General features: G+C 69.6%; 24 protein-coding genes and 4 tRNA genes. 22 read left to right on the top strand and 6 right to left on the bottom strand.

All coding sequences use genetic code 11. From position 1 onward, the window contains the following. The first annotated feature begins 77 nt into the window (after positions 1–77). A complete protein-coding gene (locus ACZ7LV_RS23090) occupies positions 78–644 on the top strand; it encodes an SMI1/KNR4 family protein (RefSeq protein ID WP_471941747.1) in 567 nt (188 codons plus the stop codon). Between the two features lie 94 nt (positions 645–738). Then, a complete protein-coding gene (locus ACZ7LV_RS23085) occupies positions 739–1005 on the top strand; it encodes a GlsB/YeaQ/YmgE family stress response membrane protein (RefSeq protein WP_471941746.1) in 267 nt (88 codons plus the stop codon). A gap of 137 nt (positions 1006–1142) precedes the next feature. On the opposite strand, the gene ACZ7LV_RS23080 is transcribed toward ACZ7LV_RS23085, so the two are convergent. Further along, positions 1143–1631 (bottom strand): YajQ family cyclic di-GMP-binding protein, encoded by a 489-nt coding sequence (locus tag ACZ7LV_RS23080; protein WP_471941744.1) that lies wholly within the window; start codon positions 1629–1631, stop codon positions 1143–1145. Positions 1632–1852: 221 nt separating this feature from the next. Between ACZ7LV_RS23080 and ACZ7LV_RS23075 the strand changes: the two genes are divergently transcribed. After that, positions 1853–1934: transfer RNA gene (locus tag ACZ7LV_RS23075), tRNA-Tyr, on the top strand. 100 nt (positions 1935–2034) lie between these two features. On the opposite strand, the gene ACZ7LV_RS23070 is transcribed toward ACZ7LV_RS23075, so the two are convergent. Continuing rightward, the gene (locus ACZ7LV_RS23070) at positions 2035–2565 is read right to left on the bottom strand and encodes a nuclear transport factor 2 family protein (RefSeq protein WP_471941742.1); all 531 of its coding nucleotides are present in this window, start codon (positions 2563–2565) and stop codon (positions 2035–2037) included. A gap of 126 nt (positions 2566–2691) precedes the next feature. Here ACZ7LV_RS23070 and ACZ7LV_RS23065 point away from each other — a divergent pair, with 126 nt between their 5' ends. Both ACZ7LV_RS23065 and ACZ7LV_RS23060 read left to right on the top strand, forming a co-directional pair. Beyond that, positions 2692–3720 carry a hypothetical protein gene (locus ACZ7LV_RS23065; protein WP_471941741.1) on the top strand — a complete coding sequence of 343 codons (1029 nt, stop codon included), beginning with the start codon at positions 2692–2694 and terminating at the stop codon, positions 3718–3720. 77 nt (positions 3721–3797) lie between these two features. Further along, a complete protein-coding gene (locus tag ACZ7LV_RS23060; protein WP_471941739.1) occupies positions 3798–4019 on the top strand; it encodes a hypothetical protein in 222 nt (73 codons plus the stop codon). Between the two features lie 39 nt (positions 4020–4058). On the opposite strand, the gene ACZ7LV_RS23055 is transcribed toward ACZ7LV_RS23060, so the two are convergent. Both ACZ7LV_RS23055 and ACZ7LV_RS23050 read right to left on the bottom strand, forming a co-directional pair. Then, the gene (locus tag ACZ7LV_RS23055; protein ID WP_471941737.1) at positions 4059–4715 is read right to left on the bottom strand and encodes an NAD(P)H-binding protein; all 657 of its coding nucleotides are present in this window, start codon (positions 4713–4715) and stop codon (positions 4059–4061) included. Positions 4716–4781: 66 nt separating this feature from the next. Beyond that, positions 4782–6065: an amidohydrolase family protein gene (locus tag ACZ7LV_RS23050; protein ID WP_471941736.1), complete on the bottom strand. Its 1284-nt coding sequence runs from the start codon at positions 6063–6065 to the stop codon at positions 4782–4784. A gap of 331 nt (positions 6066–6396) precedes the next feature. Here ACZ7LV_RS23050 and ACZ7LV_RS23045 point away from each other — a divergent pair. The 8 genes from ACZ7LV_RS23045 to ACZ7LV_RS23010 all read left to right on the top strand — a co-directional run bounded on the left by ACZ7LV_RS23045 (position 6397) and on the right by ACZ7LV_RS23010 (position 11568). Continuing rightward, positions 6397–6469, top strand: a tRNA-Thr gene (locus ACZ7LV_RS23045). Between the two features lie 46 nt (positions 6470–6515). Continuing rightward, positions 6516–6588, top strand: a tRNA-Met gene (locus tag ACZ7LV_RS23040). Between the two features lie 89 nt (positions 6589–6677). Next, positions 6678–6842 (top strand): 50S ribosomal protein L33, encoded by a 165-nt coding sequence (gene rpmG, locus ACZ7LV_RS23035; RefSeq protein WP_003948671.1) that lies wholly within the window; start codon positions 6678–6680, stop codon positions 6840–6842. A gap of 228 nt (positions 6843–7070) precedes the next feature. Next, positions 7071–7523: an FAS1-like dehydratase domain-containing protein gene (locus ACZ7LV_RS23030; protein WP_471941734.1), complete on the top strand. Its 453-nt coding sequence runs from the start codon at positions 7071–7073 to the stop codon at positions 7521–7523. 4 nt (positions 7524–7527) lie between these two features. After that, the gene (locus ACZ7LV_RS23025; RefSeq protein ID WP_471941732.1) at positions 7528–7956 is read left to right on the top strand and encodes a MaoC family dehydratase; all 429 of its coding nucleotides are present in this window, start codon (positions 7528–7530) and stop codon (positions 7954–7956) included. A gap of 108 nt (positions 7957–8064) precedes the next feature. Further along, positions 8065–8640, top strand: a complete 576-nt coding sequence (locus ACZ7LV_RS23020; protein WP_471941731.1) for a TetR/AcrR family transcriptional regulator — start codon at positions 8065–8067, stop codon at positions 8638–8640. 128 nt (positions 8641–8768) lie between these two features. Continuing rightward, a complete protein-coding gene (locus tag ACZ7LV_RS23015) occupies positions 8769–10199 on the top strand; it encodes a DHA2 family efflux MFS transporter permease subunit (protein WP_471941729.1) in 1431 nt (476 codons plus the stop codon). A 313-nt stretch (positions 10200–10512) separates the two neighbouring features. Then, positions 10513–11568 (top strand): UDP-N-acetylmuramate dehydrogenase, encoded by a 1056-nt coding sequence (locus ACZ7LV_RS23010; protein ID WP_471941727.1) that lies wholly within the window; start codon positions 10513–10515, stop codon positions 11566–11568. Here the strand turns inward: ACZ7LV_RS23010 and ACZ7LV_RS23005 are convergent. Beyond that, positions 11558–12613 (bottom strand): adenosine deaminase, encoded by a 1056-nt coding sequence (locus ACZ7LV_RS23005; RefSeq protein ID WP_471941725.1) that lies wholly within the window; start codon positions 12611–12613, stop codon positions 11558–11560. The genes ACZ7LV_RS23010 and ACZ7LV_RS23005 overlap by 11 nt on opposite strands. A gap of 148 nt (positions 12614–12761) precedes the next feature. Continuing rightward, a complete protein-coding gene (locus ACZ7LV_RS23000) occupies positions 12762–13988 on the bottom strand; it encodes a pyridoxal phosphate-dependent aminotransferase (protein WP_471941723.1) in 1227 nt (408 codons plus the stop codon). Positions 13989–14282: 294 nt separating this feature from the next. Here ACZ7LV_RS23000 and ACZ7LV_RS22995 point away from each other — a divergent pair. The 9 genes from ACZ7LV_RS22995 to rpoB all read left to right on the top strand — a co-directional run bounded on the left by ACZ7LV_RS22995 (position 14283) and on the right by rpoB (position 23694). Then, positions 14283–14355, top strand: a tRNA-Trp gene (locus tag ACZ7LV_RS22995). Positions 14356–14460: 105 nt separating this feature from the next. Continuing rightward, complete coding sequence (secE, locus tag ACZ7LV_RS22990; RefSeq protein WP_401679706.1) at positions 14461–14742, top strand: preprotein translocase subunit SecE; 282 nt, start codon at positions 14461–14463, stop codon at positions 14740–14742. Positions 14743–14820: 78 nt separating this feature from the next. Continuing rightward, positions 14821–15663: a transcription termination/antitermination protein NusG gene (gene nusG / locus ACZ7LV_RS22985; RefSeq protein ID WP_471941721.1), complete on the top strand. Its 843-nt coding sequence runs from the start codon at positions 14821–14823 to the stop codon at positions 15661–15663. A gap of 166 nt (positions 15664–15829) precedes the next feature. After that, the gene (gene rplK, locus ACZ7LV_RS22980; protein WP_033528316.1) at positions 15830–16264 is read left to right on the top strand and encodes a 50S ribosomal protein L11; all 435 of its coding nucleotides are present in this window, start codon (positions 15830–15832) and stop codon (positions 16262–16264) included. A gap of 76 nt (positions 16265–16340) precedes the next feature. Beyond that, positions 16341–17066 (top strand): 50S ribosomal protein L1, encoded by a 726-nt coding sequence (rplA, locus tag ACZ7LV_RS22975; protein WP_399895389.1) that lies wholly within the window; start codon positions 16341–16343, stop codon positions 17064–17066. Between the two features lie 220 nt (positions 17067–17286). Then, on the top strand, positions 17287–18264 hold the full coding sequence (locus tag ACZ7LV_RS22970) for an SCO4651 family lipoprotein (RefSeq protein WP_471941719.1): 978 nt from the start codon (positions 17287–17289) through the stop codon (positions 18262–18264). A gap of 290 nt (positions 18265–18554) precedes the next feature. After that, a complete protein-coding gene (gene rplJ, locus ACZ7LV_RS22965; RefSeq protein ID WP_381276453.1) occupies positions 18555–19085 on the top strand; it encodes a 50S ribosomal protein L10 in 531 nt (176 codons plus the stop codon). A 114-nt stretch (positions 19086–19199) separates the two neighbouring features. Continuing rightward, positions 19200–19586, top strand: coding sequence for a 50S ribosomal protein L7/L12 (gene rplL, locus ACZ7LV_RS22960; RefSeq protein ID WP_471941717.1), 387 nt, complete (start codon positions 19200–19202; stop codon positions 19584–19586). A gap of 622 nt (positions 19587–20208) precedes the next feature. After that, complete coding sequence (gene rpoB, locus ACZ7LV_RS22955; RefSeq protein ID WP_471941716.1) at positions 20209–23694, top strand: DNA-directed RNA polymerase subunit beta; 3486 nt, start codon at positions 20209–20211, stop codon at positions 23692–23694. Positions 23695–23777: the final 83 nt, after the last annotated feature.

Genomic DNA, 23777 nt, shown 5'->3' with positions numbered 1-23777 from the left:
TCCCGGCACGTTGTCCACAGCCGCGAGGTTGTCCACAGGCCGGCCCCGTTGTCAGTGCCGCCTTGCATCATGAACCCATGACCGAGATCGAGCAGTTGCTGGCACGGGTGGCGGACAAGGCCCGTAACACCCAACCGTGGGGCTGGACTTCGCTTCCCGAGCCCGTGGACGCCGCCACGGTGGCCCGCGCCGAGGCCGCGCTCGGCTTCCGCCTGCCACCCCTGCTTGCCGAGCTCTACGCACGGATAGGGGACGGCGGATTCGGCCCGGAGTACGGTCTGCTGCCCCTGCTCGACAGCCCACCCGCCGGCGAGCCCGCCGCCGTCGTGCAGTACCTCGCCAACCGCGAGACCGGCCGCAAGGACCCCGAGTGGCCGTGGCCCGAAGGCGTCCTGCCGATATCGCACTGGGGCTGCGCGATGTACGCCTGTGTGGACTGCCGCGACCCGCACGCCCCCGTACTGCTCTTCGAACCGAACGCGGACGACGCCGACCACGCCTGGTACGTGGACGCCCCCAGCCTCACCGCCTGGCTGCGCGCCTGGATCGAGGGGACGGGCTGGTACGAGGAGACGAACGAGGGGCTGGACCTCGCGCCCTGGTCCGACTTCCGTACCCGCACGGCCCCGACGCCGGCCCCCTGACCGGCTGGGCCCCGCCCCCTGTGCGGATGCGGGCATCGTCAAGATCACAGCTCCCGGACGGTGGGGAGCCGGCACGGAAGGGCAGGTTCACCGCATGAGCATCATCGCCTGGATCATCCTCGGCCTGCTGGCCGGAGCCATCGCCAAGATCCTCCTGCCGGGCCGCGACCCGGGCGGGCTCGTCGGCACGACGGTGATCGGCATCGCCGGGGCCTTCCTCGGCGGCTGGATATCGGCCCGCTGGCTGGACCACCCCATCACCAAGGACTTCTACGACGGCGCCACCTGGGCGGCGGCGATAGGCGGCGCCCTGGTCCTGCTGATCGCCTACCGCATCATGTTCGGCCACTCGCGCGACTGAGCGCGCACGGGTGCCGGGCACCGGCGAGCACCGGTCTGCGTGGTCCTGGTTCCCGGCGTGGCAAGGGCGGGCCTCCGGATCGTCGGCGCCCGCCCCACCTCGGCTCACCGGCTCATCGGCCGCACGCGGCGCGGTGGTTACCGGTAGTTCACGAACTGCAGCGCGAAGTCGAAGTCCTTGCCCTTCAGCAGGGCGATCACGGCCTGCAGGTCGTCCCGGCTCTTGGACGTGACGCGCAGCTCGTCGCCCTGGACCTGCGCCTTGATGCCCTTGGGGCCCTCGTCGCGGATGATCTTCGCGACCTTCTTCGCGTTCTCCTGGGAGATGCCCTCCTCGATCGACGCGAAGATCTTGTATTCCTTGCCCGAGAGCTGGGGCTCACCCGCGTCCAGGGACTTCAGCGAGATGCCTCGCTTGACCAGCTTGGACTCGAAGACGTCGAGGACGGCCTTCACACGGTCCTCGGAGTTCGCCTCCATCAGGATCTTGTCGCCGGACCACGAGATCGAGGCGCCCACGCCCTTGAAGTCGTAGCGCTGCGAGATCTCCTTGGCGGCCTGGTTGAGGGCGTTGTCGACCTCCTGCCGCTCGACCTTCGAGACGATGTCGAAACTGGAGTCGGCCATGTGGTGTGGCTCCTTGTATCAGGGGGCGAATCGGTGCGTGGCGGCCCACGCGGCGGCGACCCGGCCCGCCTCGGACGCGGGGCCGCATCCGGACAAGACTAGCCACCCCCCGTCCCCCGGGCGGCGATCAATCGGGTGGCGAAGCACCCCTCCGTATCGGGTATTGTTTACGTCGTTGCCAGCGGCACCGCCGAAAAGCGGTTCGATCGGCAGCAACCCCCGGCGGTGTGCCCGAGCGGCCAAAGGGAGCAGACTGTAAATCTGCCGGCTCAGCCTTCCCAGGTTCGAATCCTGGCGCCGCCACTCTGGGGAAAACCCCCTTCGACCAGCCTTGATGGCAGGTCGGAGGGGGTTTCTCGTTGGTGGGCGGATTTCATGGGTGGATTTCCGTGGGCGGGCGGACTCAATCGGAACGCAGGGCCAGCGCGTTGAACCCGGTGCCCGTGTCCAGGGCGGCGACCTGGTCCTCCAGGAGCGGCAGCCGCGCGGTGAGGGCGGGATCGATCAGGCCGGTCTGGGCGAGCACGGCCGCCTGGTCCCAGTAGACGTGCTCGCTGTCGATGGCGCCGTCACGGAAGGCCACGATCGCCACGAGGGGGATCCGTACGGCCCGGCCGGTCGGGGGCACGCCCGGGAGGATCCAGGGGACCTCGATGTCGTGGGTGAACGAGACGATCAGCTCGTCGACGACCCTGTCGTCCCCCACCGTGCGGGAGACGGACCGCAGAGCGAAGTCGGCGGGGTTGCGGCCGATGAACCAGCGCGCGTAGAAGTCGGACACCTCGCGTCGCCCGCTGGCGCCCATCGCGGTGGGCACATGGAGCACGGTCGGGTGGTCGGTCATCGTGCTCATGGTGGCTTGCAGGTCCAGGTTCACGAACTCGCCGTCCGTGTGGGCCGTCCAGCAACGCTCCATGGCCGCGTGGTCCACCATGAGGATCTCCTTGGGACGGGACGGGACGGGTCGGGGGCCTTCAGTATCCGGGCGGTCGGGCCCGTCCGCTATCGCAGGACAACAGCCCTGACGCGCGGTTTGCGCCAGTTGTGCTAGATACGGGTTATGTCGTCTCCTTGGCCTCCCGCGTCGCCTCTTCCGACTCCCGAGGAGGACGCGGACGGACTCCAGGACGCCGCGCTCACGCGATCCGTGCTGAAGGCGGCGGTCGCGGACCCGCAGCGGCTGCCCGAGACCCTCGCCTCCTACGCAGTCCGCCAGATGGGCCCGGCCGCCGCGCGCTCGGTGACCATGACGCGCGCGGCGCACCCCGGTGCCGGCCTGGCCGAACTGCAGGACGTGCTGCTCGCCCGGGGCAAGCGTCGGGTCGTCTCCGAGGGAGCCCTCATCGGCGGCCCTTTGATGATCATGGCGCCGTTCGCGTTCTGCGCGGCACTGCTCAGCCAGGCGCGGATCTGCCTGGAACTGACGGCGCTGGCGGGACAGGACCCCACCGCACCCGTCCGCAGCGCCGAACTCCTCGTTCTGCAAGGGGTGTACGCCGACGTCGACCGGGCGCGGGCCGCCCTCGCGGAGGCGGCACTGGCCGAGCAGGGCAAAGCCGGGAAGAAGCCATTGCGGGCCGTGGAAGCCGGGCCGCACCGGGGGCGCACGCGGACCCTGTTCGAGCTGACCCTGCGGATGGCGCGGGTCCTCGGACTGATCGCGCCGAAGGAGCAGGCCCGGGTGAAGGCGGGGCGGGTGCGGCGACGGCTGGTCGCGGCCGGAGGGTACGTCCTGCTGGTGGCCGTGTTCCTGGTCGGTCTGATCGCCCCGTTCGTCTGGATGCCGTACCTGGGCCGGTCCTACAGCCGGGCCACCGACAGCCTTTTGGACCGGGCCCTCGCCCTCTACTTCGGCGAGCAGGCCGCCCGGCGCCGCCGGACGAGGGGCGCTCCCGGGATGGCGGCGGCCCTGGCGAAGGCGCTCCTGTCGCTCCTGGTCCCCGTGGTCCTGGTCGCGGTGATCGTCCTCGCCGACCTGCGGGTCGCGGACAGTCGCTGGCCCGTCCTCGCCGTCACCCTGCTGACGGCGTCGTTCGGGGTCGCGGCCGCCTGGCAGTGGAGACGCCGACGCCGGAACCGGGCCCACTGACCGCGACGCGGGCACCCGTCCCCCTCGCCACAGGCCTACGGGCACCTTCTCCGAGGCGCTCGGGGCACACTGGCTCCATGAGCTTGTGCTCCTCCCGCCGCAGGACCTGCCCCGAGTGCCGTCGTGATATCGCCGTCGTGGCGGGGCGGTTCGCCCGGCACGACCCGCCCGGTGCCCGGGAGAGCGGGCTGCTCGTCTCGTGCCCCGGTTCGCGCCGCCAGGCCGAACTGGGCGCGGCGCAGCCGTCCTTGGACGGGCACGTGGTGCCGGACTTCCCCGGACAGCTGCCGCTGTTCTGACGCGCGTGCGCCCGTGCGAGGGCGCACGCGCGTCGGAACTCAGTTCCCGGCGACGGACTTCACGGCCACCGACACCGGAGCGGAGCCGCTGATCAGCTCCAGGGTCAGGCCCGCCGTGGCCGGGGTCTCGAGCAGTTCCACCAGCGCGGCGGCCACGTCGTCGCGCGGGATCGGGCCGCGACCGGTGTGCGCCTCCAGGCGTACGAGGCCGGTGCCGACGTCGTTCGTCAGTTGGCCGGGACGCAGGATCGTCCAGTCCAGCGCCTGCTGGCGGCTGACGTGCGCGTCGGCCTCGCCCTTGGCCCGCAGATAGACGTCGAAGACCTCGTCCCCCGGGTGGTCCGGGTCGGCGCCCATCGAGGAGACGATCACAAAGCGCCGTACGCCGGCCCGTACCGCCGCGTCCGCGAACAGCACCGCCGCGGCCTTGTCCACCGTGTCCTTGCGTGCCACTCCGCTGCCGGGACCGGCACCCGCCGCGAACACCGCCGCGTCGGCACCCTGCAGATGGGCCGCGACCTCTTCGACCGAGGCCGACTCCAGGTCCAGCAGCACCGGTTCGGCGCCCGCCTCCCGCAGATCGTCGCCCTGTTCCGCGCGGCGGATGATGCCCGCGGCCTCGTCACCGCGCGCGGCGAGCAGACGCTCCAGCCGCAGCGCGATCTGTCCATGACCTCCAGCGATGACAATGCGCATGCTTCCGACCGTACGCCCGAACGGCGGCATTCGCCGGGTGCCACGAGCGTGTCCCGGACGGGGGGCCTACGACACCTCTCCCCGCCCCTGCCGGGGCAGCCCCAGCTCCGCGGACACGGCCGAGTTGCAGTACTCGCGTACCGCGCTCGTCCGCGCCACCACGCGTCCCCGGTGCACCACGATCCGGCTGTACGCGAGCGACAGGGCACCGGACAGCCGGTCGCCGCGGACGGCGAGCAGTTCGGCCGGGAACCCCGCCTCCACCCGCACCTCGGGAAGACCGAGGGCGGCGCGGGCCGAGGTGCTGACCGCGTCGTAGGCGTCCTCGGGGCGCAGACCGTGGTGGGAGGCCAGGAGGTAGGCCGCCTCCAGGGGGTCGCCGCGGCCCACCGGGTTCGAGGCGTCCCGGAGGGCCCCGCTGCCGGCGGCGAGCCGTACGCCGGCGGACCGCAGCAGCCGTACCGGAGCCGTCCCGCGCCGGTCGGAGCCCGCGCACCCGCCCTGCGGGAGGCACACCACGGTCACCCCCGCCGCCGCCAACTGGTCGGCGGTGCGGGACGCCACGTCGGTGGGCAGGTCGCCCAGGCCGCCGCACGGGCCGATCGTCACGCCGGGGCGCAGGCCGCCGGCCATGGCGGCGAGACGGGCGAGGCGGGCGGGGTCGGTGGCGTCGGTGTGCAGGTCGACGGGGCAGCCCTGCTCGGAGGCGACCTCCAGGACGGCCTCCACGTAACCCGTCGGATCGGGGTCGAGATCGGGGCAGCCGCCCACCACGGAGGCGCCCATCTTCACCGCGTCCCGCAGTATGGCCAGACCGTCCGCGCCGGCCACCCCGGTGAGCAGTCGCGGCATCGCCACCGTGGTCAGTTCCGCCAGTCCGCGCAGCGATCGCCGCGCCCGCAGTACGGCGGTCAGCGCGCCCAGACCCGGGACGTCGCCCACGCGCACCTGTGCCCGCAGCGCGGTCGCCCCGTGCCCGAGTTGCAGCAGGGTCGCCTCGGTGGCCCGGCGCTGGACGTCCTGGGGGTCGTAGGAGACCGGACCTTCGCCGTCGGCGGACAGGGCCGTGTCGGCGTGGGCGTGGGCCTCGGCCGGGGCCGGCAGGAGGAGGTAGCCGCTGAGGTCCACCCGGCTGCCGCCCCCGCCTCCTCCGCCGGTGCCGCCACCGCGGGCCCCGCCCAGGCTGCCTGCCGTACCGACCGCCTCGATGCGCCCGCCGCCCAGCCGGACGTCCACCGTGCGGCCGTCGGTCAGTCGCGCGCCGCACAGCAGCAGGGAGTTCCCGTCGCCCTGTCCCGCGCCGGACGGGAACGACGACGAAGGGGGCGGCTGCGGCTGGCTGTCGGGCATCGCGCTCCAGGGCTCGGGCTGGGGGCTCGGATCGGGGCCTGGGGCAGGCCTCGGTGGGGGTCAGGGCCTGGGATCAGGGCTCGGGGTCCGGACGGCGCTCACGGCGTGCCGACGTGCCACGAGGCATGATCACGCAGAGTGAGTCGAGCCTAGGGCGGGGTTCGGCCCGTGGCGCGGAGGAGCGCAATAGTCGTACCGGTGTGGTCCGCCCGTCGGCGGCGGTGCCGCGGGGGCTTTCGGGGCCGCCGGGAGGCGTGCGACGGGGGCCCGACAAGGGCGGTGAAACGGATTTGGGTGAACGGCGGCCGAGCGTGTAATGTCTTCATCGCTCGCCCCAATAGCTCAGTCGGCAGAGCGTCTCCATGGTAAGGAGAAGGTCAACGGTTCGATTCCGTTTTGGGGCTCTGGTGTGTGAGGTTCCCGTCGTCAGGCGGGGTCCGATCGCATCGCAGCGGTGTAGCTCAGTCGGTAGAGCAAGCGGCTCATAATCGCTGTGTCACCGGTTCAAGTCCGGTCACCGCTACTGACAGTAGCCGATTGCGGGGTCGGTCCTTCGATCGGCTACTCTTTCTTGCGTTGAATTAACCTACCCGTTCGTCAAGGAGCACTCACGTGGCTGCCACCGACGTCCGCCCGAAGATCACGCTGGCCTGCGTGGAGTGCAAGGAGCGGAACTACATCACCAAGAAGAACCGGCGTAACAACCCGGATCGCCTGGAGATGAAGAAGCACTGCCCGCGTTGCAATGCGCACACCGCGCACCGCGAAACGCGCTGAAGCAGGCCAGTCCATCTCGTAGGACTCAGAGAACGAGGCCGTCCCCGCTGTTCAGGGGGGCGGCCTCGTTGCTTTTTCGGTCACCCTTCCGGTCGGCGTGGCACCGAGCACAATCGGCCGTGGAGGCCTTCTATACGGTTGACCCGGCGCGGTGCTCGCCCGGCGGAGCCCCTTGGGGGGCCGTCGTTTCACCGGTCGACCAGAGCAGAAACCAGGAGGTGCCGAGCCATGGCGCTCGACCAGTCCTTCGTGGGGCGGACCTACCCGCCCACCGACGCCTATGAAGTGGGACGGGAGAAGATCCGTGAGTTCGCGGAGGCGGTGGGGGACGCCAATCCGGCCTACACCGACCCGGACGCCGCCAAGGCCCTCGGCCACTCCGACGTGATCGCCCCGCCCACATTCGTGTTCGCGATCACGTTCAAGGCGGCGGGGGAGGTCGTCGCCGACCCGAAGCTCGGCCTGGACTACAGCCGGGTGGTGCACGGCGACCAGAAGTTCGCCTACAGCCGCCCGGTACGCGCCGGTGACCGGCTCTCGGTCACCTCGACCATCGAGGCCGTCAAGTCCATGGCCGGAAACGACATCCTGGACATCCGGGGCGAGGTGCACGACGAGGCCGGGGAGCACGTCGTGACCGCCTGGACCAAGCTGGTGGCCCGCGCGGCCGAGGAGGCGTGAGCAGATGACCGCCCAGATCGCGTACGCCGACGTCGAGGTCGGCACCGAACTGCCCGCGCGGGCCTTCCCCGTGACGCGCGCCACCCTCGTGCGGTACGCGGGCGCCTCCGGCGACTTCAACCCGATCCACTGGAACGAGAAGTTCGCCAAGGAGGTGGGTCTGCCGGACGTCATCGCGCACGGCATGTTCACCATGGCCGAGGCGATCCGCGTGGTCACCGACTGGACCGGGGACCCGGGTGCGGTCGTCGAGTACGGCGTCCGCTTCACCAAGCCCGTCGTCGTCCCGAACGACGACCAGGGGGCCGTGATCGAGGTCAGCGGCAAGGTGGCCGCCAAGCTCGACGACGGCACGGTCCGCGTGGACCTCACGGCGACCAGCGCCGGCCAGAAGGTGCTCGGCATGTCCCGGGCGGTCGTGCGGCTGGCCTGAACCTGCGCGTGAGCAAGGGGCGTTCGCCAGGAGGCGGGCGCCCCTTGCTCACGCGATCCGGCCCTCGACCCCTTGACGAAGTTAGTGATTGAGCACTAACTTTCTTGCATGGTCAGGATGAGCGCAGAGGAGAGGCGTGAGAGCGTCGTCCGTGCGGCGATCGCGGAGTTCGCGCAGAACGGCTACCACGGCACCTCCACCGAGGCGATCGCCCGGCGTGTGGGTGTCTCGCAGCCGTATCTCTTCCGGCTCTTCCCCGGCAAGAAGGCCATGTTCCTCGCGGCCGCCGAACGCTGTCTGGAGGACATGCGCCGCCTCTTCGAGGAGGCCGCCGGCCGGCTGAAGGGCGAGGAGGCCCTGCATGCCATGGCCGAGGCGTACACACGCCTGATCGTCGAGCAGCCGGAGCGGCTGCAGATGCAGTTGCAGATCCATCTCGCGGTGGCGGCCGCCGAGGCGTCGGGGGACCACGAGTTCGGCGAGATGGTCCGCAGGGGCTGGATGGAACTCTGGGACACCGTGCACCTGCCCTTGGGCGGTGACGTGAACGAGACCACGACGTTCATGGCGTACGGAATGCTCGTCAACACCCTGGCGGCGATGGGGTTCCCGCCCGGTCATCGGGTGTGGGAGGGGCTCTATGTCTCCGCCCGGGTGCAGGGAGGGCTCGGCGGGACGCGGTAGCCGGGTGCGGGGGCGGCGCTTCGAGGGCGTCCTGCTCGCGTGACCGGACTCGTGCGGCCCTGAAAGTTAGTCATCAATTACTAACCGAAGCAGGACAACCGAAGCAGGACAGCAGCTCTGGGGGAGCGATGTCACAGCAGAGAGCACGTGCCGTCTGGGCGCTGGTGATCACCAGCGTCGCCGGGTTCATGGCGTCACTCGACAACCTCGTCGTCACCACCGCACTGCCCTCCATCCGGGAGGACCTCGGTGGGGCGCTGCACGACCTCGAATGGACCGTGAGCGCCTACACGCTCACCTTCGCCGTGCTGCTGATGTTCGGGGCGGCGCTCGGCGACCGCTTCGGGCGGCGCCGGCTGTTCATCGGCGGGCTCGCGCTGTTCACGGTGGCGTCCGCCGCCGCGGCGATGGCGCCCGGCATCGACTCCCTCATCGCCGCGCGAGCGGTCCAGGGCGTCGGAGCGGCCGTCATGATGCCCCTGACGCTCACCCTGCTGACGGCGGCCGTGCCGGCGGAGAAGCGGGGGACGGCGTACGGGGTCTGGGGCGCGGTCAACGGGCTGGCCGTGGCCTCCGGGCCGCTCGTCGGGGGCAGTCTCACCGAGCACATCTCCTGGCAGTGGATCTTCTGGCTGAACGTTCCGCTGGGGCTCGCGCTGCTGCCCCTCGCCCGGCTGCGGCTCACCGAGTCGCACGGCACCGGAGCACCCCTCGACGTGCGCGGCACGCTGCTGGCCAGCGGTGGGCTCTTCGGGATCGTGTACGGACTGGTCCGCGGGCCGGTCGACGGATGGACCGGCCCGGTGGTGCTGACCGGGCTGTTCGCCGGCGCGGCGCTGCTCGCCGGGTTCGTGCTGCACGGCATGCGCGGGCGCGACCCCATGCTGCCGATGCGGCTGTTCCGCTCCCGGGCGTTCGCCGGCATCAACGCGGCGAGCATGCTGATGTTCCTCGGCATGTTCGGTTCGATCTTCCTGCTCAGCCAGTACATGCAGGGCGTGCTCGGGTACTCGCCGACCGAGGCGGGGCTGCGGATGCTGCCGTGGACCGGGATGCCGATGCTGGTCGCCCCGATCGCCGGGATCCTCTCCGACCGCGTCGGTGGCCGGCCGGTCGTGGCCACCGGACTCTTCCTGCAGGCCGCCGGGCTCGGCTACCTCGCCTCCGTGACCAGCGTCGACGCCTCCTACGCCGCCCAGCTGCCCGGCCTGATCCTCAGCGGCATCGGCATGGGGCTCTTCTTCGCCCCGGCTTCCAGCCTGGTCATGTCCGGCGTGAAGCCCGGCGAGCAGGGCATCGCCTCCGGCGCCAACAACGCCCTGCGTGAGGTGGGCGGCGCGCTCGGCATCGCGGTCATGTCCTCGATCTTCGCGGCGCAGGGCGGCTACGAGAGCGCGCAGACGTTCGTCGACGGACTGCGGCCGGCGGTCATGGTCGGTGCCGGGGTGGTGGGCCTCGCGGGCGCCGCCGCCCTGGTCGTCCCGGGGCGCCGCACCGGCGCCCCGGCACACGCCGCGCCGGACGAGGCGCCCCGGGTCCTGGAGGGCGCGGCCCCCTAGGACCTGTCCGGCGGATCAGGCCGGTTCGGGCAACGGTGCCTCATCAGCACAGGTGAGCGGTGCCTGGGCGCCCCAGGCACCGCGATTCCGGCATGATCCGCCGGACAGGCCCTAGCCCCGCCCCGGCACGGTCTCCCGAGACACGGCACCGTGCCGCCGAACCGAACCGAACCGCACGCGCGTGTAGGGCCCCGTTCCGAGTGGCGGGGCCCTACGCGCGCGTGCGCCCTGCACCGGTGCCGCGGGCGACGCGCGTCTGTCGGTGCTGTCGGTGCTGTCGGTGCTGTCGGTGCCGTCTCGTAGTCTTGGGCGCGTGCAGGTACTCCACGACGCTCCGCTCGCCCCCCTGACCACCTTCCGGCTGGGCGGTCCCGCGACCCGGCTGGTGACCGCGACGACCGACGCCGAGGTCGTCGAGGTCGTGCGGGAGGCCGACGCCACCGGGACACCGCTGCTGATCGTCGGCGGCGGATCGAACCTGGTCATCGGGGACAAGGGCTTCGACGGGACGGCCCTGCGCATCGCCACCCGCGGCTTCGAGGCCACGGGCACCCGACTGGAGCTGGCGGCCGGTGAGGTGTGGACGGACGCCGTCGCCCGCACCGTGGAGGCCGGGCTCGCCGGTGTCGAGTGCCTGGCCGGGATCCCCGGGTCGGCCGGCGCGACCCCGATCCAGAACGTGGGGGCGTACGGCCAGGAGGTCTCCTCCACCATCACCGAGGTGATCGCCTACGACCGCACGGCCGGTGAGACGGTCACGCTGACGAACGCCGAGTGCGCCTTCTCCTACCGCCACAGCCGCTTCAAGGCCGACCCCGAGCGGTACGTCGTCCTGCGCGTCCGCTTCGGGCTGGAGGACGCGGGCGGGCTCTCAGGTCCCCTCCGGTACGCCGAGACGGCCCGCGCGCTCGGCGTCGGGCCCGGAGACCGGGTCCCGCTCGGCGACGCCCGCGACACCGTGCTGAAGCTGCGCGCCGGCAAGGGCATGGTGCTCGACCCCGAGGACCACGACACCTGGTCCGCCGGCTCCTTCTTCACCAACCCGATCCTCGACGACGCCCAGCTCGCCGCGTTCCACGCGCGCGTGCGGGAGCGCCTCGGCGAGGGCGTGGAACCGCCGGCGTACCCGGCCGGTGACGGGCACACCAAGACCTCCGCCGCCTGGCTGATCGACAAGGCGGGCTTCACCAAGGGGTACGGCACCGGTCCGGCCCGGATCTCCACCAAGCACACCCTGGCCCTCACCAACCGCGGCGAGGCGACCACGGAGGACCTGCTGGCACTGGCCCGCGAGGTCGTCGCCGGGGTGCGTGAGGCCTTCGGGATCACGCTGGTCAACGAGCCCGTGACGGTGGGCGTCAGCCTCTGACCGCGGCCGGCCCGTCCGAGGTCAGCCAGGTGTCGACGCCCGCCAGAAGCCGCTTCTTCGTCTCGTCCGGCGCCGCCGAGGCGCGGACCGACTGACGGGCCAGTTCGGCGAGTTCCGCGTCGGTGAAGGCGTGGTGGTCACGGGCGATCTCGTACTGGGCCGCCAGCCGCGAGCCGAACAGGAGCGGGTCGTCGGCGCCCAGTGCCAGCGGGACGCCGGCCTCGAAGAGCGCGCGCAGCGGGACGTCCTCGGGCTTCTCGTAGACGCCGAGGGCCACGTTCGACGCCGGGCAGACCTCGCAGGTGATGCCGCGGTCGGCCAGGCGCTTCAGCAGGCGTGGGTCCTCCGCCGCGCGCACCCCGTGGCCCAACCGGTCGGCGTGCAGGTCGTCCAGGCAGTCGCGGACCGAGGCGGGACCGGTCAGCTCGCCCCCGTGCGGGGCCGACAGGAGGCCGCCCTCGCGGGCGATGGCGAACGCGCGGTCGAAGTCGCGGGCCATGCCGCGCCGCTCGTCGTTGGAGAGTCCGAAGCCGACCACGCCCCGGTCGGCGTACCGGACGGCGAGGCGGGCCAGCGTGCGCGCGTCCAGCGGGTGCTTCATCCGGTTCGCGGCGACCAGCACGCGCATCCCGATCCCGGTCTCCCGCGCGGCCGTCTCCACCGCGTCCAGGATGATCTCCAGCGTCGGGATGAGACCGCCCAGGCGCGGGGCGTACGACGTCGGGTCGACCTGGATCTCCAGCCAGCCCGAGCCGTCTCTCACGTCCTCCTCGGCGGCCTCCCGCACCAGCCGCTGGATGTCCTCGGGCTGCCTCAGGCACGAGCGCGCGGCGTCGTACAGGCGCTGGAAGCGGAACCAGCCCCGCTCGTCCGTCGCGCGCAGTTTCGGCGGCTCCCCGCCGAGCAGGGCGTCGGTCAGCGCCTCGGGCAGCCGGACGCCGTACTTGTCGGCGAGCTCCAGCAGCGTGCCCGGCCGCATGGAGCCGGTGAAGTGCAGATGCAGATGGGCCTTCGGGAGGTCGGAGACATCACGTACACGTTCCATTCCAGGATCCTGCCGTACGGTTCGCTCGTCCCTCCAGCGCTTTCCCCGTTAGTGGTCTTGCTCGCACGAAAACACGAAGGAACGGGCCGTCTCCCCTGAGGGAAACGGCCCGTCACGCGCGGGTGCGCCACGACGACGTCGCGGAACGTCAGTCGCGCGCCTCCGCGAGCAGCTTCTGGATGCGGCTCACGCCCTCGACGAGGTCCTCGTCCCCCAGGGCGTACGACAGCCGCAGGTAGCCCGGCGTGCCGAAGGCCTCGCCCGGGACGACCGCGACCTCGGCCTCCTCCAGGATCAGCGCGGCCAGCTCGACCGTGTCCTTCGGGCGCCGGCCGCGGATCTCCTTGCCGATCAGGGCCTTCACCGACGGGTACGCGTAGAACGCGCCCTCGGGCTCGGGGCAGAACACCCCGTCGATCTCGTTGAGCATGCGCACGATCGTGCGGCGGCGGCGGTCGAAGGCCTCGCGCATCTTGTCGACGGCGGTCAGATCGCCGGAGACGGCGGCCAGCGCGGCCGCCTGGGCGACGTTCGAGACGTTCGAGGTGGCGTGCGACTGCAGGTTCGTCGCGGCCTTCACCACGTCCTTCGGGCCGATGATCCAGCCCACCCGCCAGCCGGTCATCGCGTACGTCTTCGCGACGCCGTTGACGACGATGCACTTGTCGCGCAGCTCGGGCATGACAGCCGGCAGCGACACGGCCGAGGCGTCGCCGTAGACCAGGTGCTCGTAGATCTCGTCGGTGAGCACCCACAGGCCGTGCTCGACGGCCCAGCGGCCGATGGCCTCGGTCTCGGCCTCGGAGTAGACCGCGCCGGTCGGGTTGGACGGGGAGACGAAGAGGACGACCTTCGTCCGCTCGGTGCGGGCGGCCTCCAGCTGCTCCACGCTCACCCGGTAGCCGGTCGTCTCGTCGGCGACGACCTCGACCGGGACACCGCCGGCCAGCCGGATCGACTCGGGATACGTCGTCCAGTAGGGGGCGGGGACGATGACCTCGTCGCCCGGGTCGAGGATCGCGGCGAACGCCTCGTAGATGGCCTGCTTGCCGCCGTTGGTGACCAGGACCTGGGACGCGTCGACCTCGTAGCCGGAGTCGCGCAGCGTCTTCGCGGCGATGGCGGCCTTCAGCTCGGGCAGGCCGCCGGCCGGCGTGTAGCGGTGGAACTTGGGGTTCTTGCAGGCCTCGATCGCGGCCTCGACGATGTAGTCGGGGGTCGGGAAGTCGGGCTCGCCGGCGCCGAATCCGATCACCGGACGCCCGGCGGCCTTCAGGGCCTTGGCCTTGGCGTCCACGGCGAGGGTGGCGGACTCGGAGATCGCGCCGATGCGGGCCGAGACCCGGCGCTCGGTGGGTGGGGTTGCAGCGCTCATGCGTCCATCGTTTCAGACCGGAAACCGGCCCGGCACACGGGTTTCACGGACTGAACAGCCTGGGGCAAACCGTTGAACAACAGTCCGGATACATCGGGTGGCCTCGGCGATCTTCGGCCGGTCGGCATGCCGCGGGGCGGTGATCTGCCCACAGTGCGGGCGCACGGGGCCATTTCTGTTCGACGCCCGGCCCCGGACCACGTACACTCACACCTCGTTGGCCTCCAGCGGGCCCGCGCTCGACCGGTGCACACCGAGCACCCGGTTGGATGCGGTACGTTGGGGGGCACATGAAGGGTCGTAGCTCAATTGGTAGAGCACCGGTCTCCAAAACCGGCGGTTGGGGGTTCAAGTCCCTCCGGCCCTGCTACACACACCGCCAGGATGTGTGCGCAGGTACATACAGCTTTGCACCGCCGTGCGGCTCAAACCGGGCGCGGCACGGCCACGACCCGGGATCAGGTGAGGACGAATGACGGACGCCGTGGGCTCCATCGACACGCCTGATGCTCAGGATGAGGCACCGGAGAAGAAGACCCGCAAGGGTGGTAAGCGTGCCAAGAAGGGCCCGCTGAAGCGCCTCGCCCTCTTCTATCGGCAGATCGTCGCCGAACTCCGCAAGGTCGTCTGGCCCACCCGCACGCAGCTGACGCGATACACGACTGTCGTGATCATCTTCGTCGTCGTCATGATCGGACTGGTCACCGTGATTGACTATGGGCTCGACCACGCCGCCAAGTACGTCTTCGGCTGAGCCAAGAGCGAAGGGCGCCGGGACCCGGCGCCCCTTTCGCGTGTTCCACCCCTCTGTATCCAGGAAGAAGCAGCCACCGTGTCTGACCCGAACGTGAACGACGACGCCATCGAGCCGGTCGAGTCCGTGGAAGACGAGCTCGACATCGTCGAGGGTGCGGACGAGGACCTGGACCAGGCCGAGGCTGCCGACGCCGCCGCGGGTGAGCCCGCCGAGGAAGCCGCCGTGCACGTGGAGGACGAGCCCGCGGACGACGCGGAGCCCGAGGACGAGGCCGCCGAGGAGGCCGAGCCGGAGTCCGAGCTCGACCCCATCCAGAAGCTCCGGGAGGAGCTGCGGACCCTGCCCGGCGAGTGGTACGTGATCCACACCTACGCCGGTTACGAGAACCGCGTGAAGACCAACCTCGAGCAGCGCGCCGTCTCGCTGAACGTCGAGGACTACATCTTCCAGGCCGAGGTGCCGCAGGAAGAGGTCGTCCAGATCAAGAACGGCGACCGTAAGACCATCAAGCAGAACAAGCTCCCGGGCTACGTCCTGGTCCGCATGGACCTGACGAACGAGTCCTGGGGCGTCGTCCGCAACACCCCCGGCGTCACCGGCTTCGTGGGCAACGCCTACGACCCGTACCCGCTGACCCTGGACGAGATCGTCAAGATGCTCGCCCCGGAGGCGGAGGAGAAGGCGGCCCGCGAGGCCGCCGAGGCCGAGGGCAAGCCGGCGCCGCAGCGCAAGGTCGAGGTCCAGGTGCTGGACTTCGAGGTCGGCGACTCGGTCACCGTCACCGACGGCCCGTTCGCCACCCTGCAGGCGACGATCAACGAGATCAACCCCGACTCCAAGAAGGTCAAGGGCCTGGTGGAGATCTTCGGCCGGGAGACGCCGGTCGAGCTCTCGTTCGACCAGATCCAGAAGAACTGACCCTCTGGACATATCGCTTCCGCGCAGGTCAGGTGGGCTCTCGGAGCCTGTCTGACCTGCACGGTTTTTAGCCGCGCATCTATACCCGTTATCGTTGTGCGGTATGCCTTCTGCCGAGACGCGACTCGGCGGACGGTAGACCCGAATCGAAAGGACCCGGAGAGCTATGCCTCCCAAGAAGAAGAAGGTCACGGGGCTCATCAAGCTCCAGATCCAGGCCGGTGCCGCCAACCCGGCTCCGCCGGTCGGCCCCGCGCTGGGTCAGCACGGCGTCAACATCATGGAGTTCTGCAAGGCCTACAACGCGGCGACCGAGTCGCAGCGTGGCTGGGTCATCCCGGTGGAGATCACGGTCTACGAGGACCGCTCCTTCACCTTCGTGACCAAGACCCCGCCGGCCGCCAAGATGATCCTCAAGGCCGCGGGTATCGAGAAGGGCTCCGGCGAGCCGCACAAGACCAAGGTCGCCAAGATCACCGAGGCGCAGGTCCGCGAGATCGCCACCACCAAGATGCCCGACCTCAACGCCAACGACCTGGACGCCGCCGCGAAGATCATCGCCGGTACCGCGCGTTCCATGGGCGTCACGGTCGAGGGCTGAGCCCCAACCTCCCAGTGCAGTAGTGGCAGGGCCTGCTCGGCCTGGACCACAACTCCTCAGAATCCCAGGAGCAGTAGTGAGCAAGCGCAGCAAGTCTCTCCGCGCTGCGGACGCCAAGATCGACCGGGACAAGCTCTACGCCCCGCTCGAGGCCGTCCGTCTCGCCAAGGAGACCTCCACGACCAAGTTCGACGGCACCGTCGAGGTCGCCTTCCGTCTGGGTGTCGACCCGCGCAAGGCCGACCAGATGGTCCGTGGCACCGTGAACCTTCCGCACGGCACCGGTAAGACCGCCCGGGTCCTGGTCTTCGCGACCGGCGACCGTGCCGAGGCCGCGCGTGCCGCGGGCGCCGACATCGTCGGCGCCGACGAGCTGATCGACGAGGTGTCGAAGGGGCGTCTGGACTTCGACGCCGTCGTCGCCACCCCGGACCTCATGGGCAAGGTCGGCCGCCTCGGCCGCGTGCTCGGTCCCCGTGGTCTGATGCCGAACCCGAAGACCGGCACCGTGACCCCGGACGTGGCCAAGGCCGTGACCGAGATCAAGGGCGGCAAGATCGAGTTCCGCGTCGACAAGCACTCGAACCTGCACTTCATCATCGGCAAGTCGTCCTTCGACGACACGCAGCTGGTGGAGAACTACGGCGCGGCGCTGGAGGAGATCCTCCGTCTGAAGCCGTCCGCCGCCAAGGGTCGCTACATCAAGAAGGCCGCCATCACCACCACGATGGGCCCCGGCATTCCGGTCGACCCGAACCGCACCCGCAACCTCCTCGTCGAGGAGGACCCGGCCGCGGTCTGAGCCCTCAAGGCTCGCTGAAGTCGGTCACGGGCCCCGCACCTTCGAGGTGCGGGGCCCGTTCGCGTGTCCGCGCGGCCGGGACTGTCACCGCACGGTCGGGGCACCGGTAAATCCCAGGGGCCCTGTCGGACCCCTGGGATAGGCTCACAGCTCCATCAGAGACACGTGGTTCATACATGTGATCCACAGGGTGTGCACAGACTTCCCGTGGGGGGAATCGATGAAGCTTTCCGCGCGCATGAGGAACAGGGCGGGCATCGCCGCGCTGGCGGCCCTGACGCTGGCCGGCGGAGCCGTCGGCTGTGGGGCCGGCAAGGGGGACGGCGCGTCCGGCTCGCGGAGCGTCCAGCAGGTCCTGACGGTGGCCTACGAGAAGACCGCCGAGGCCAAGTCCGCCAAGGTCGAGATGACCATGTCGATGCCCGCGGGCATGGACGGCGGCGGCGACATGACCATGTCCGGCGTGATGGGCTGGGACCCGACCGTCATGGACGTGACCATGAAGGGCTCCATGCTCGGCGCCGAGCCGGACATGCCCGAAGAGGTCCGCATGGTCTGGCGTGACGAGGTCATGTACATGGACATGGGTGACTCGGCCGCCATGGAGATGGACGGCAAGAGCTGGATGAAGCTGGACCTCAAGGCCGCCGCCGAGGCCGCAGGGGACCCGGCTCTGACCCGCCAGATGACCTCCGGCCTGGACAACATGAACCAGAGCCCGGCCGAGCAGCTCGCCCTGCTCCTGGAGTCGCCCAACCTGAAGCACGTCGGCAGCGAGAAGGTCGACGGCGTGGACGCCGAGCACTACAAGGGCACGCTCACCGTCAAGGAGATGATGGAGAGCAACAAGAGCCTGGACGTCCTGGAGCCGGGGGACCGCAAGAAGCTCCTGGAGAACGTCGAGAAGTCCGGCATCAAGGGCTACGACACCGAGGTCTGGGTCAACGAGGACGACCTGCCGGTCAGGATGGACGTCACCATGGCGTCCCCCGCCGGCGACGTAGACATGAGCATGAAGCTCTCCGACTACGGCGCCAAGGCCGAGGTGGAGGCCCCGCCGGCCGCGGAGACCTTCGACCTGTTCGAGATGCTCAAGGGGCTGGGAGAGGCCGCGGGCGGCGAGGGCGCCTTCGGCGAGGACGCCCCGGAGATGGATCTGAGTGGACTGGAGGGCCTGGAGGCCGGGTCCGACGTCTAGCCGCTCCGGGACCGGATTTGCTTGACAGCGATCCGGTCCCGTACGCTTCCCCAGAAGCCAAAGACCGCTGGTCGTTGCCGTGCGCTCGTACGAGGGCGCGGTGGCCGAAGGATCCGCTGAACAGCGGACGACCCGCGCAGGTGACTGTGGAAGTACTCCCGGAGTGCGTACGCCAGCGTATGCGCGGCCGGTCGAGTCCGCCCCGTGCGCCTGCGCCGGGGCGTTTCGTTTTTCCCAGTCCTCCTTCGGGTCCGCGCGGTCCGAATCACCCGGAAGGAGGCCGAGGCTCTATGGCGAGGCCCGACAAGGCTGCCGCGGTTGCCGAGCTGACGGACAAGTTCCGCAGCTCCAACGCCGCCGTGCTGACCGAGTACCGCGGTCTCACCGTGGCGCAGCTCAAGACGCTGCGTCGTTCGCTCGGTGAGAACGCCCAGTACGCCGTGGTGAAGAACACGCTGACCAAGATTGCGGCCAACGAGGCCGGGATCACGCTCGACGACCAGCTCTTCGCTGGTCCGACGGCCGTCGCCTTCGTCACCGGTGACCCGGTGGAGTCGGCGAAGGGTCTTCGTGACTTCGCCAAGGACAACCCGAATCTCATCATCAAGGGCGGTGTCCTTGACGGCAAGGCGCTGTCCGCCGACGAGATCAAGAAGCTTGCGGACCTCGAGTCCCGCGAGGTTCTGCTCAGCAAGCTGGCCGGTGCCTTCAAGGGGAAGCAGTCCCAGGCTGCCTCCGTCTTCCAGGCACTGCCGTCGAAGCTCGTCCGCACCGTGGACGCGCTGCGCGCCAAGCAGGCCGAGCAGGGCGGTGCCGAGTAACTCGGCTCGCACATTGACCGCCGCGGCCTGAACGCGACGGTCACAGCGGGCCAGACGTACGCCCGCCAGACATGTACATCCGGCACCAGCCGAATTAGTGGAAGGACCGCCATCATGGCGAAGCTGTCTCAGGAAGACCTGCTCGCGCAGTTCGAGGAGATGACCCTCATCGAGCTCTCCGAGTTCGTGAAGGCGTTCGAGGAGAAGTTCGACGTCACCGCCGCCGCGGCCGCCCCGGTCGTCGTCGCCGGCCAGGGTGGCGGCGCTGCCGCCGAGGCCGTCGAGGAGAAGGACGAGTTCGACGTCGTCCTCACCGGCGCCGGCGACAAGAAGATCCAGGTCATCAAGGTCGTGCGTGAGCTGACCTCCCTGGGTCTGAAGGAGGCCAAGGACCTCGTGGACGGCGCCCCGAAGCCGGTTCTCGAGAAGGTCGCCAAGGACGCCGCGGAGAAGGCCGCCGAGTCCCTCAAGGGCGCCGGCGCCTCCGTCGAGGTCAAGTAACACCTCACGGGTCCCGCACGGACTCCCGCGCACGCACCGCGGCCCGTAGGCCGTGATCGGCCCTCAGGGGCTGTAACGCGAACGCACCGAAGAGCGATCATCCATCCGGGTGGTCGCTCTTCGGCGTTCCGAGGGCCCGGCGGCGGCTGCCTTGCACCCGTGGATGCGAGGGGTAAGGTGATCTTCGTCGTGCCTCTCGGCGCCCCAGGTGGCGGGCTGCACGTGACGAGCGCAGCACCCCCGCTTGGGCATGGGGGCCTTGACGAACCGCACGCAGCGCGCAATTCTCAGGACGCGTCGTCACAAGGATCCGAATCCGAGGCATGGATCGACGGCGAAGAGGGCAGTATCACCGTGGCGTTGAGGGCGTGGCCTTGTCGCAGGGGTTGAGGACAACGAGGGCATCGAGGGTCTTCGAGTACCCGCACTGGACATCAGTGTGCCAAGTGGCTACACTGACCCTTTGCGCTGCCTGTTAGCTGTCCCCTGCCCGTCACCAGGGGCATGCCCTCGCTTGAGCACCGACGATCGGACCGTCCCTGACCTGGGACTATCTGTCTCTGTGCATCGGTGAGGGGCCGGTACGCGCGTAGTGAGTCCGAGCCCTCGGAAGGACCCCCTCTTGGCCGCCTCGCGCAACGCCTCGACCGCGAATACGAACAACGGCGCCAGCACTGCCCCGCTGCGCATCTCTTTTGCAAAGATCAAGGAGCCTCTCGAGGTTCCGAACCTGCTCGCGCTGCAGACCGAGAGCTTCGACTGGCTGCTCGGCAACACGGCCTGGCAGAGTCGGGTCGAGGAGGCTCTGGAGAACGGTCAGGACGTCCCCACCAAGTCCGGGCTCGAGGAGATCTTCGAGGAGATCTCCCCGATCGAGGACTTCAGCGGGTCGATGTCGCTGACGTTCCGCGACCACCGCTTCGAGCCGCCGAAGAACTCGATCGACGAGTGCAAGGAGCGTGACTTCACCTACGCGGCTCCGCTCTTCGTCACCGCCGAGTTCACCAACAACGAGACCGGCGAGATCAAGTCCCAGACGGTCTTCATGGGCGACTTCCCGCTCATGACGAACAAGGGCACCTTCGTCATCAACGGCACCGAGCGTGTCGTGGTGTCCCAGCTGGTCCGTTCGCCGGGTGTGTACTTCGACTCCTCCATCGACAAGACGTCCGACAAGGACATCTTCTCCGCCAAGATCATCCCGTCCCGGGGTGCCTGGCTGGAGATGGAGATCGACAAGCGCGACATGGTCGGTGTCCGTATCGACCGCAAGCGCAAGCAGTCCGTCACCGTCCTCCTGAAGGCGCTCGGCTGGACCACCGAGCAGATCCTCGAGGAGTTCGGCGAGTACGAGTCCATGCGCGCCACCCTGGAGAAGGACCACACCCAGGGCCAGGACGACGCGCTGCTCGACATCTACCGCAAGCTGCGTCCGGGCGAGCCCCCCACCCGCGAGGCCGCGCAGACGCTGCTGGAGAACCTGTACTTCAACCCCAAGCGCTACGACCTCGCCAAGGTCGGCCGCTACAAGGTCAACAAGAAGCTGGGTACGGACACCGGGTTGGAAGCGGGTGTCCTGACCGTCGAGGACATCATCGCGACGATCAAGTACCTGGTGAAGCTGCACGCCGGTGAGACCGAGACCGTCGGTGAGTCGGGCCGCTCGATCATCGTCGAGACCGACGACATCGACCACTTCGGCAACCGTCGTATCCGCAGCGTCGGCGAGCTGATCCAGAACCAGGTCCGTACGGGTCTCGCCCGTATGGAGCGCGTCGTGCGCGAGCGCATGACCACCCAGGACGTCGAGGCGATCACGCCGCAGACCCTGATCAACATCCGGCCGGTCGTCGCCTCCATCAAGGAGTTCTTCGGCACCAGCCAGCTGTCGCAGTTCATGGACCAGAACAACCCGCTGTCGGGCCTGACGCACAAGCGTCGTCTCAACGCCCTCGGCCCGGGTGGTCTGTCCCGTGAGCGGGCCGGCTTCGAGGTCCGTGACGTCCACCCCTCGCACTACGGCCGCATGTGCCCGATCGAGACGCCCGAAGGCCCGAACATCGGTCTGATCGGCTCGCTCGCCTCCTACGGCCGGGTCAACGCGTTCGGTTTCGTCGAGACGCCGTACCGCAAGGTCGTCGAGGGCCGGGTCACCGACGACGTCGACTACCTGACGGCCGACGAGGAGGACCGCTTCGTCATCGCGCAGGCCAACGCCACGCTCAACGACGACATGCGGTTCGCCGAGAACCGCGTGCTGGTCCGCCGCCGTGGCGGCGAGGTCGACTACGTCGCCGGTGACGACGTGGACTACATGGACGTCTCGCCGCGCCAGATGGTGTCGGTCGCGACCGCCATGATCCCCTTCCTGGAGCACGACGACGCCAACCGTGCCCTCATGGGCGCGAACATGATGCGCCAGGCCGTTCCGCTGATCCAGGCGGAGTCCCCGCTCGTCGGCACCGGCATGGAGTACCGCTCCGCCGTCGACGCCGGCGACGTGGTCAAGGCCGAGAAGGACGGTGTGGTCCAGGAGGTCTCCGCGGACTACATCACCACCGCCAACGACGACGGCACGTACATCACGTACCGCCTGGCCAAGTTCTCCCGGTCCAACCAGGGCACCTCGGTCAACCAGAAGGTCATCGTCAACGAGGGCGACCGCATCGTCACGGGCCAGGTGCTCGCCGACGGTCCGGCCACCGAGAACGGCGAGATGGCCCTGGGCAAGAACCTGCTCGTGGCGTTCATGCCGTGGGAGGGTCACAACTACGAGGACGCGATCATCCTGTCGCAGCGCCTCGTGCAGGACGACGTCCTCTCCTCGATCCACATCGAGGAGCACGAGGTCGACGCCCGTGACACCAAGCTCGGCCCCGAGGAGATCACCCGGGACATCCCGAACGTCTCCGAGGAGGTCCTCGCCGACCTCGACGAGCGCGGCATCATCCGTATCGGTGCCGAGGTCGTCGCCGGCGACATCCTCGTCGGCAAGGTCACGCCCAAGGGTGAGACCGAGCTGACGCCCGAGGAGCGCCTGCTGCGCGCGATCTTCGGTGAGAAGGCCCGTGAGGTCCGTGACACCTCGCTGAAGGTCCCGCACGGCGAGATCGGCAAGGTCATCGGCGTCCGCGTCTTCGACCGCGAGGAGGGCGACGAGCTTCCCCCCGGTGTGAACCAGCTGGTGCGCGTGTACGTGGCGCAGAAGCGCAAGATCACCGACGGTGACAAGCTCGCCGGCCGACACGGCAACAAGGGCGTCATCTCGAAGATCCTCCCGATCGAGGACATGCCGTTCCTCGAGGACGGAACCCCGGTCGACATCATCCTCAACCCGCTCGGTGTGCCGTCCCGAATGAACCCGGGACAGGTTCTGGAGATCCACCTCGGCTGGCTCGCCAGCCGCGGCTGGGACGTCTCCGGTCTCGCCGACGAGTGGGCCGAGCGTCTGCAGGCGATCGGCGCCGACAGCGTCGAGCCCGGCACCAACGTCGCCACCCCGGTCTTCGACGGTGCGCGTGAGGACGAGCTCGCCGGTCTGCTGGAGCACACGATCCCGAACCGCGACGGCGAGCGCATGGTGCTCCCGAGCGGCAAGGCACCGCTGTTCGACGGCCGCTCGGGTGAGCCGTTCCCGGAGCCGATCTCGGTCGGTTACATGTACATCCTCAAGCTCCACCACCTGGTCGACGACAAGCTGCACGCCCGTTCGACCGGTCCGTACTCGATGATCACCCAGCAGCCGCTGGGTGGTAAGGCCCAGTTCGGTGGCCAGCGGTTCGGCGAGATGGAGGTGTGGGCGCTGGAGGCTTACGGCGCCGCGTACGCCCTCCAGGAGCTGCTGACCATCAAGTCCGACGACGTCACCGGCCGCGTGAAGGTCTACGAGGCCATCGTCAAGGGCGAGAACATCCCTGAGCCCGGCATCCCCGAGTCCTTCAAGGTGCTCATCAAGGAGATGCAGTCCCTGTGCCTCAACGTGGAGGTGCTGTCCAGCGACGGCATGTCCATCGAGATGCGTGACACCGACGAGGACGTCTTCCGCGCAGCGGAGGAGCTCGGCATCGACCTGTCCCGGCGCGAGCCGAGCAGCGTCGAAGAGGTCTGACGGAGTCCGGCGGGCCCTCTGAACACCCACAGAAGGCCCGCCGACCCCGGGACCCCGTTTCAGACCCCATGACTTACGACCCT

Source organism: Streptomyces sp. NPDC107562 (assembly GCF_055657325.1).
The sequence above is the reverse complement of the archived record's forward strand: the minus strand, read 5'-3'. Positions and strand labels throughout refer to the sequence as shown.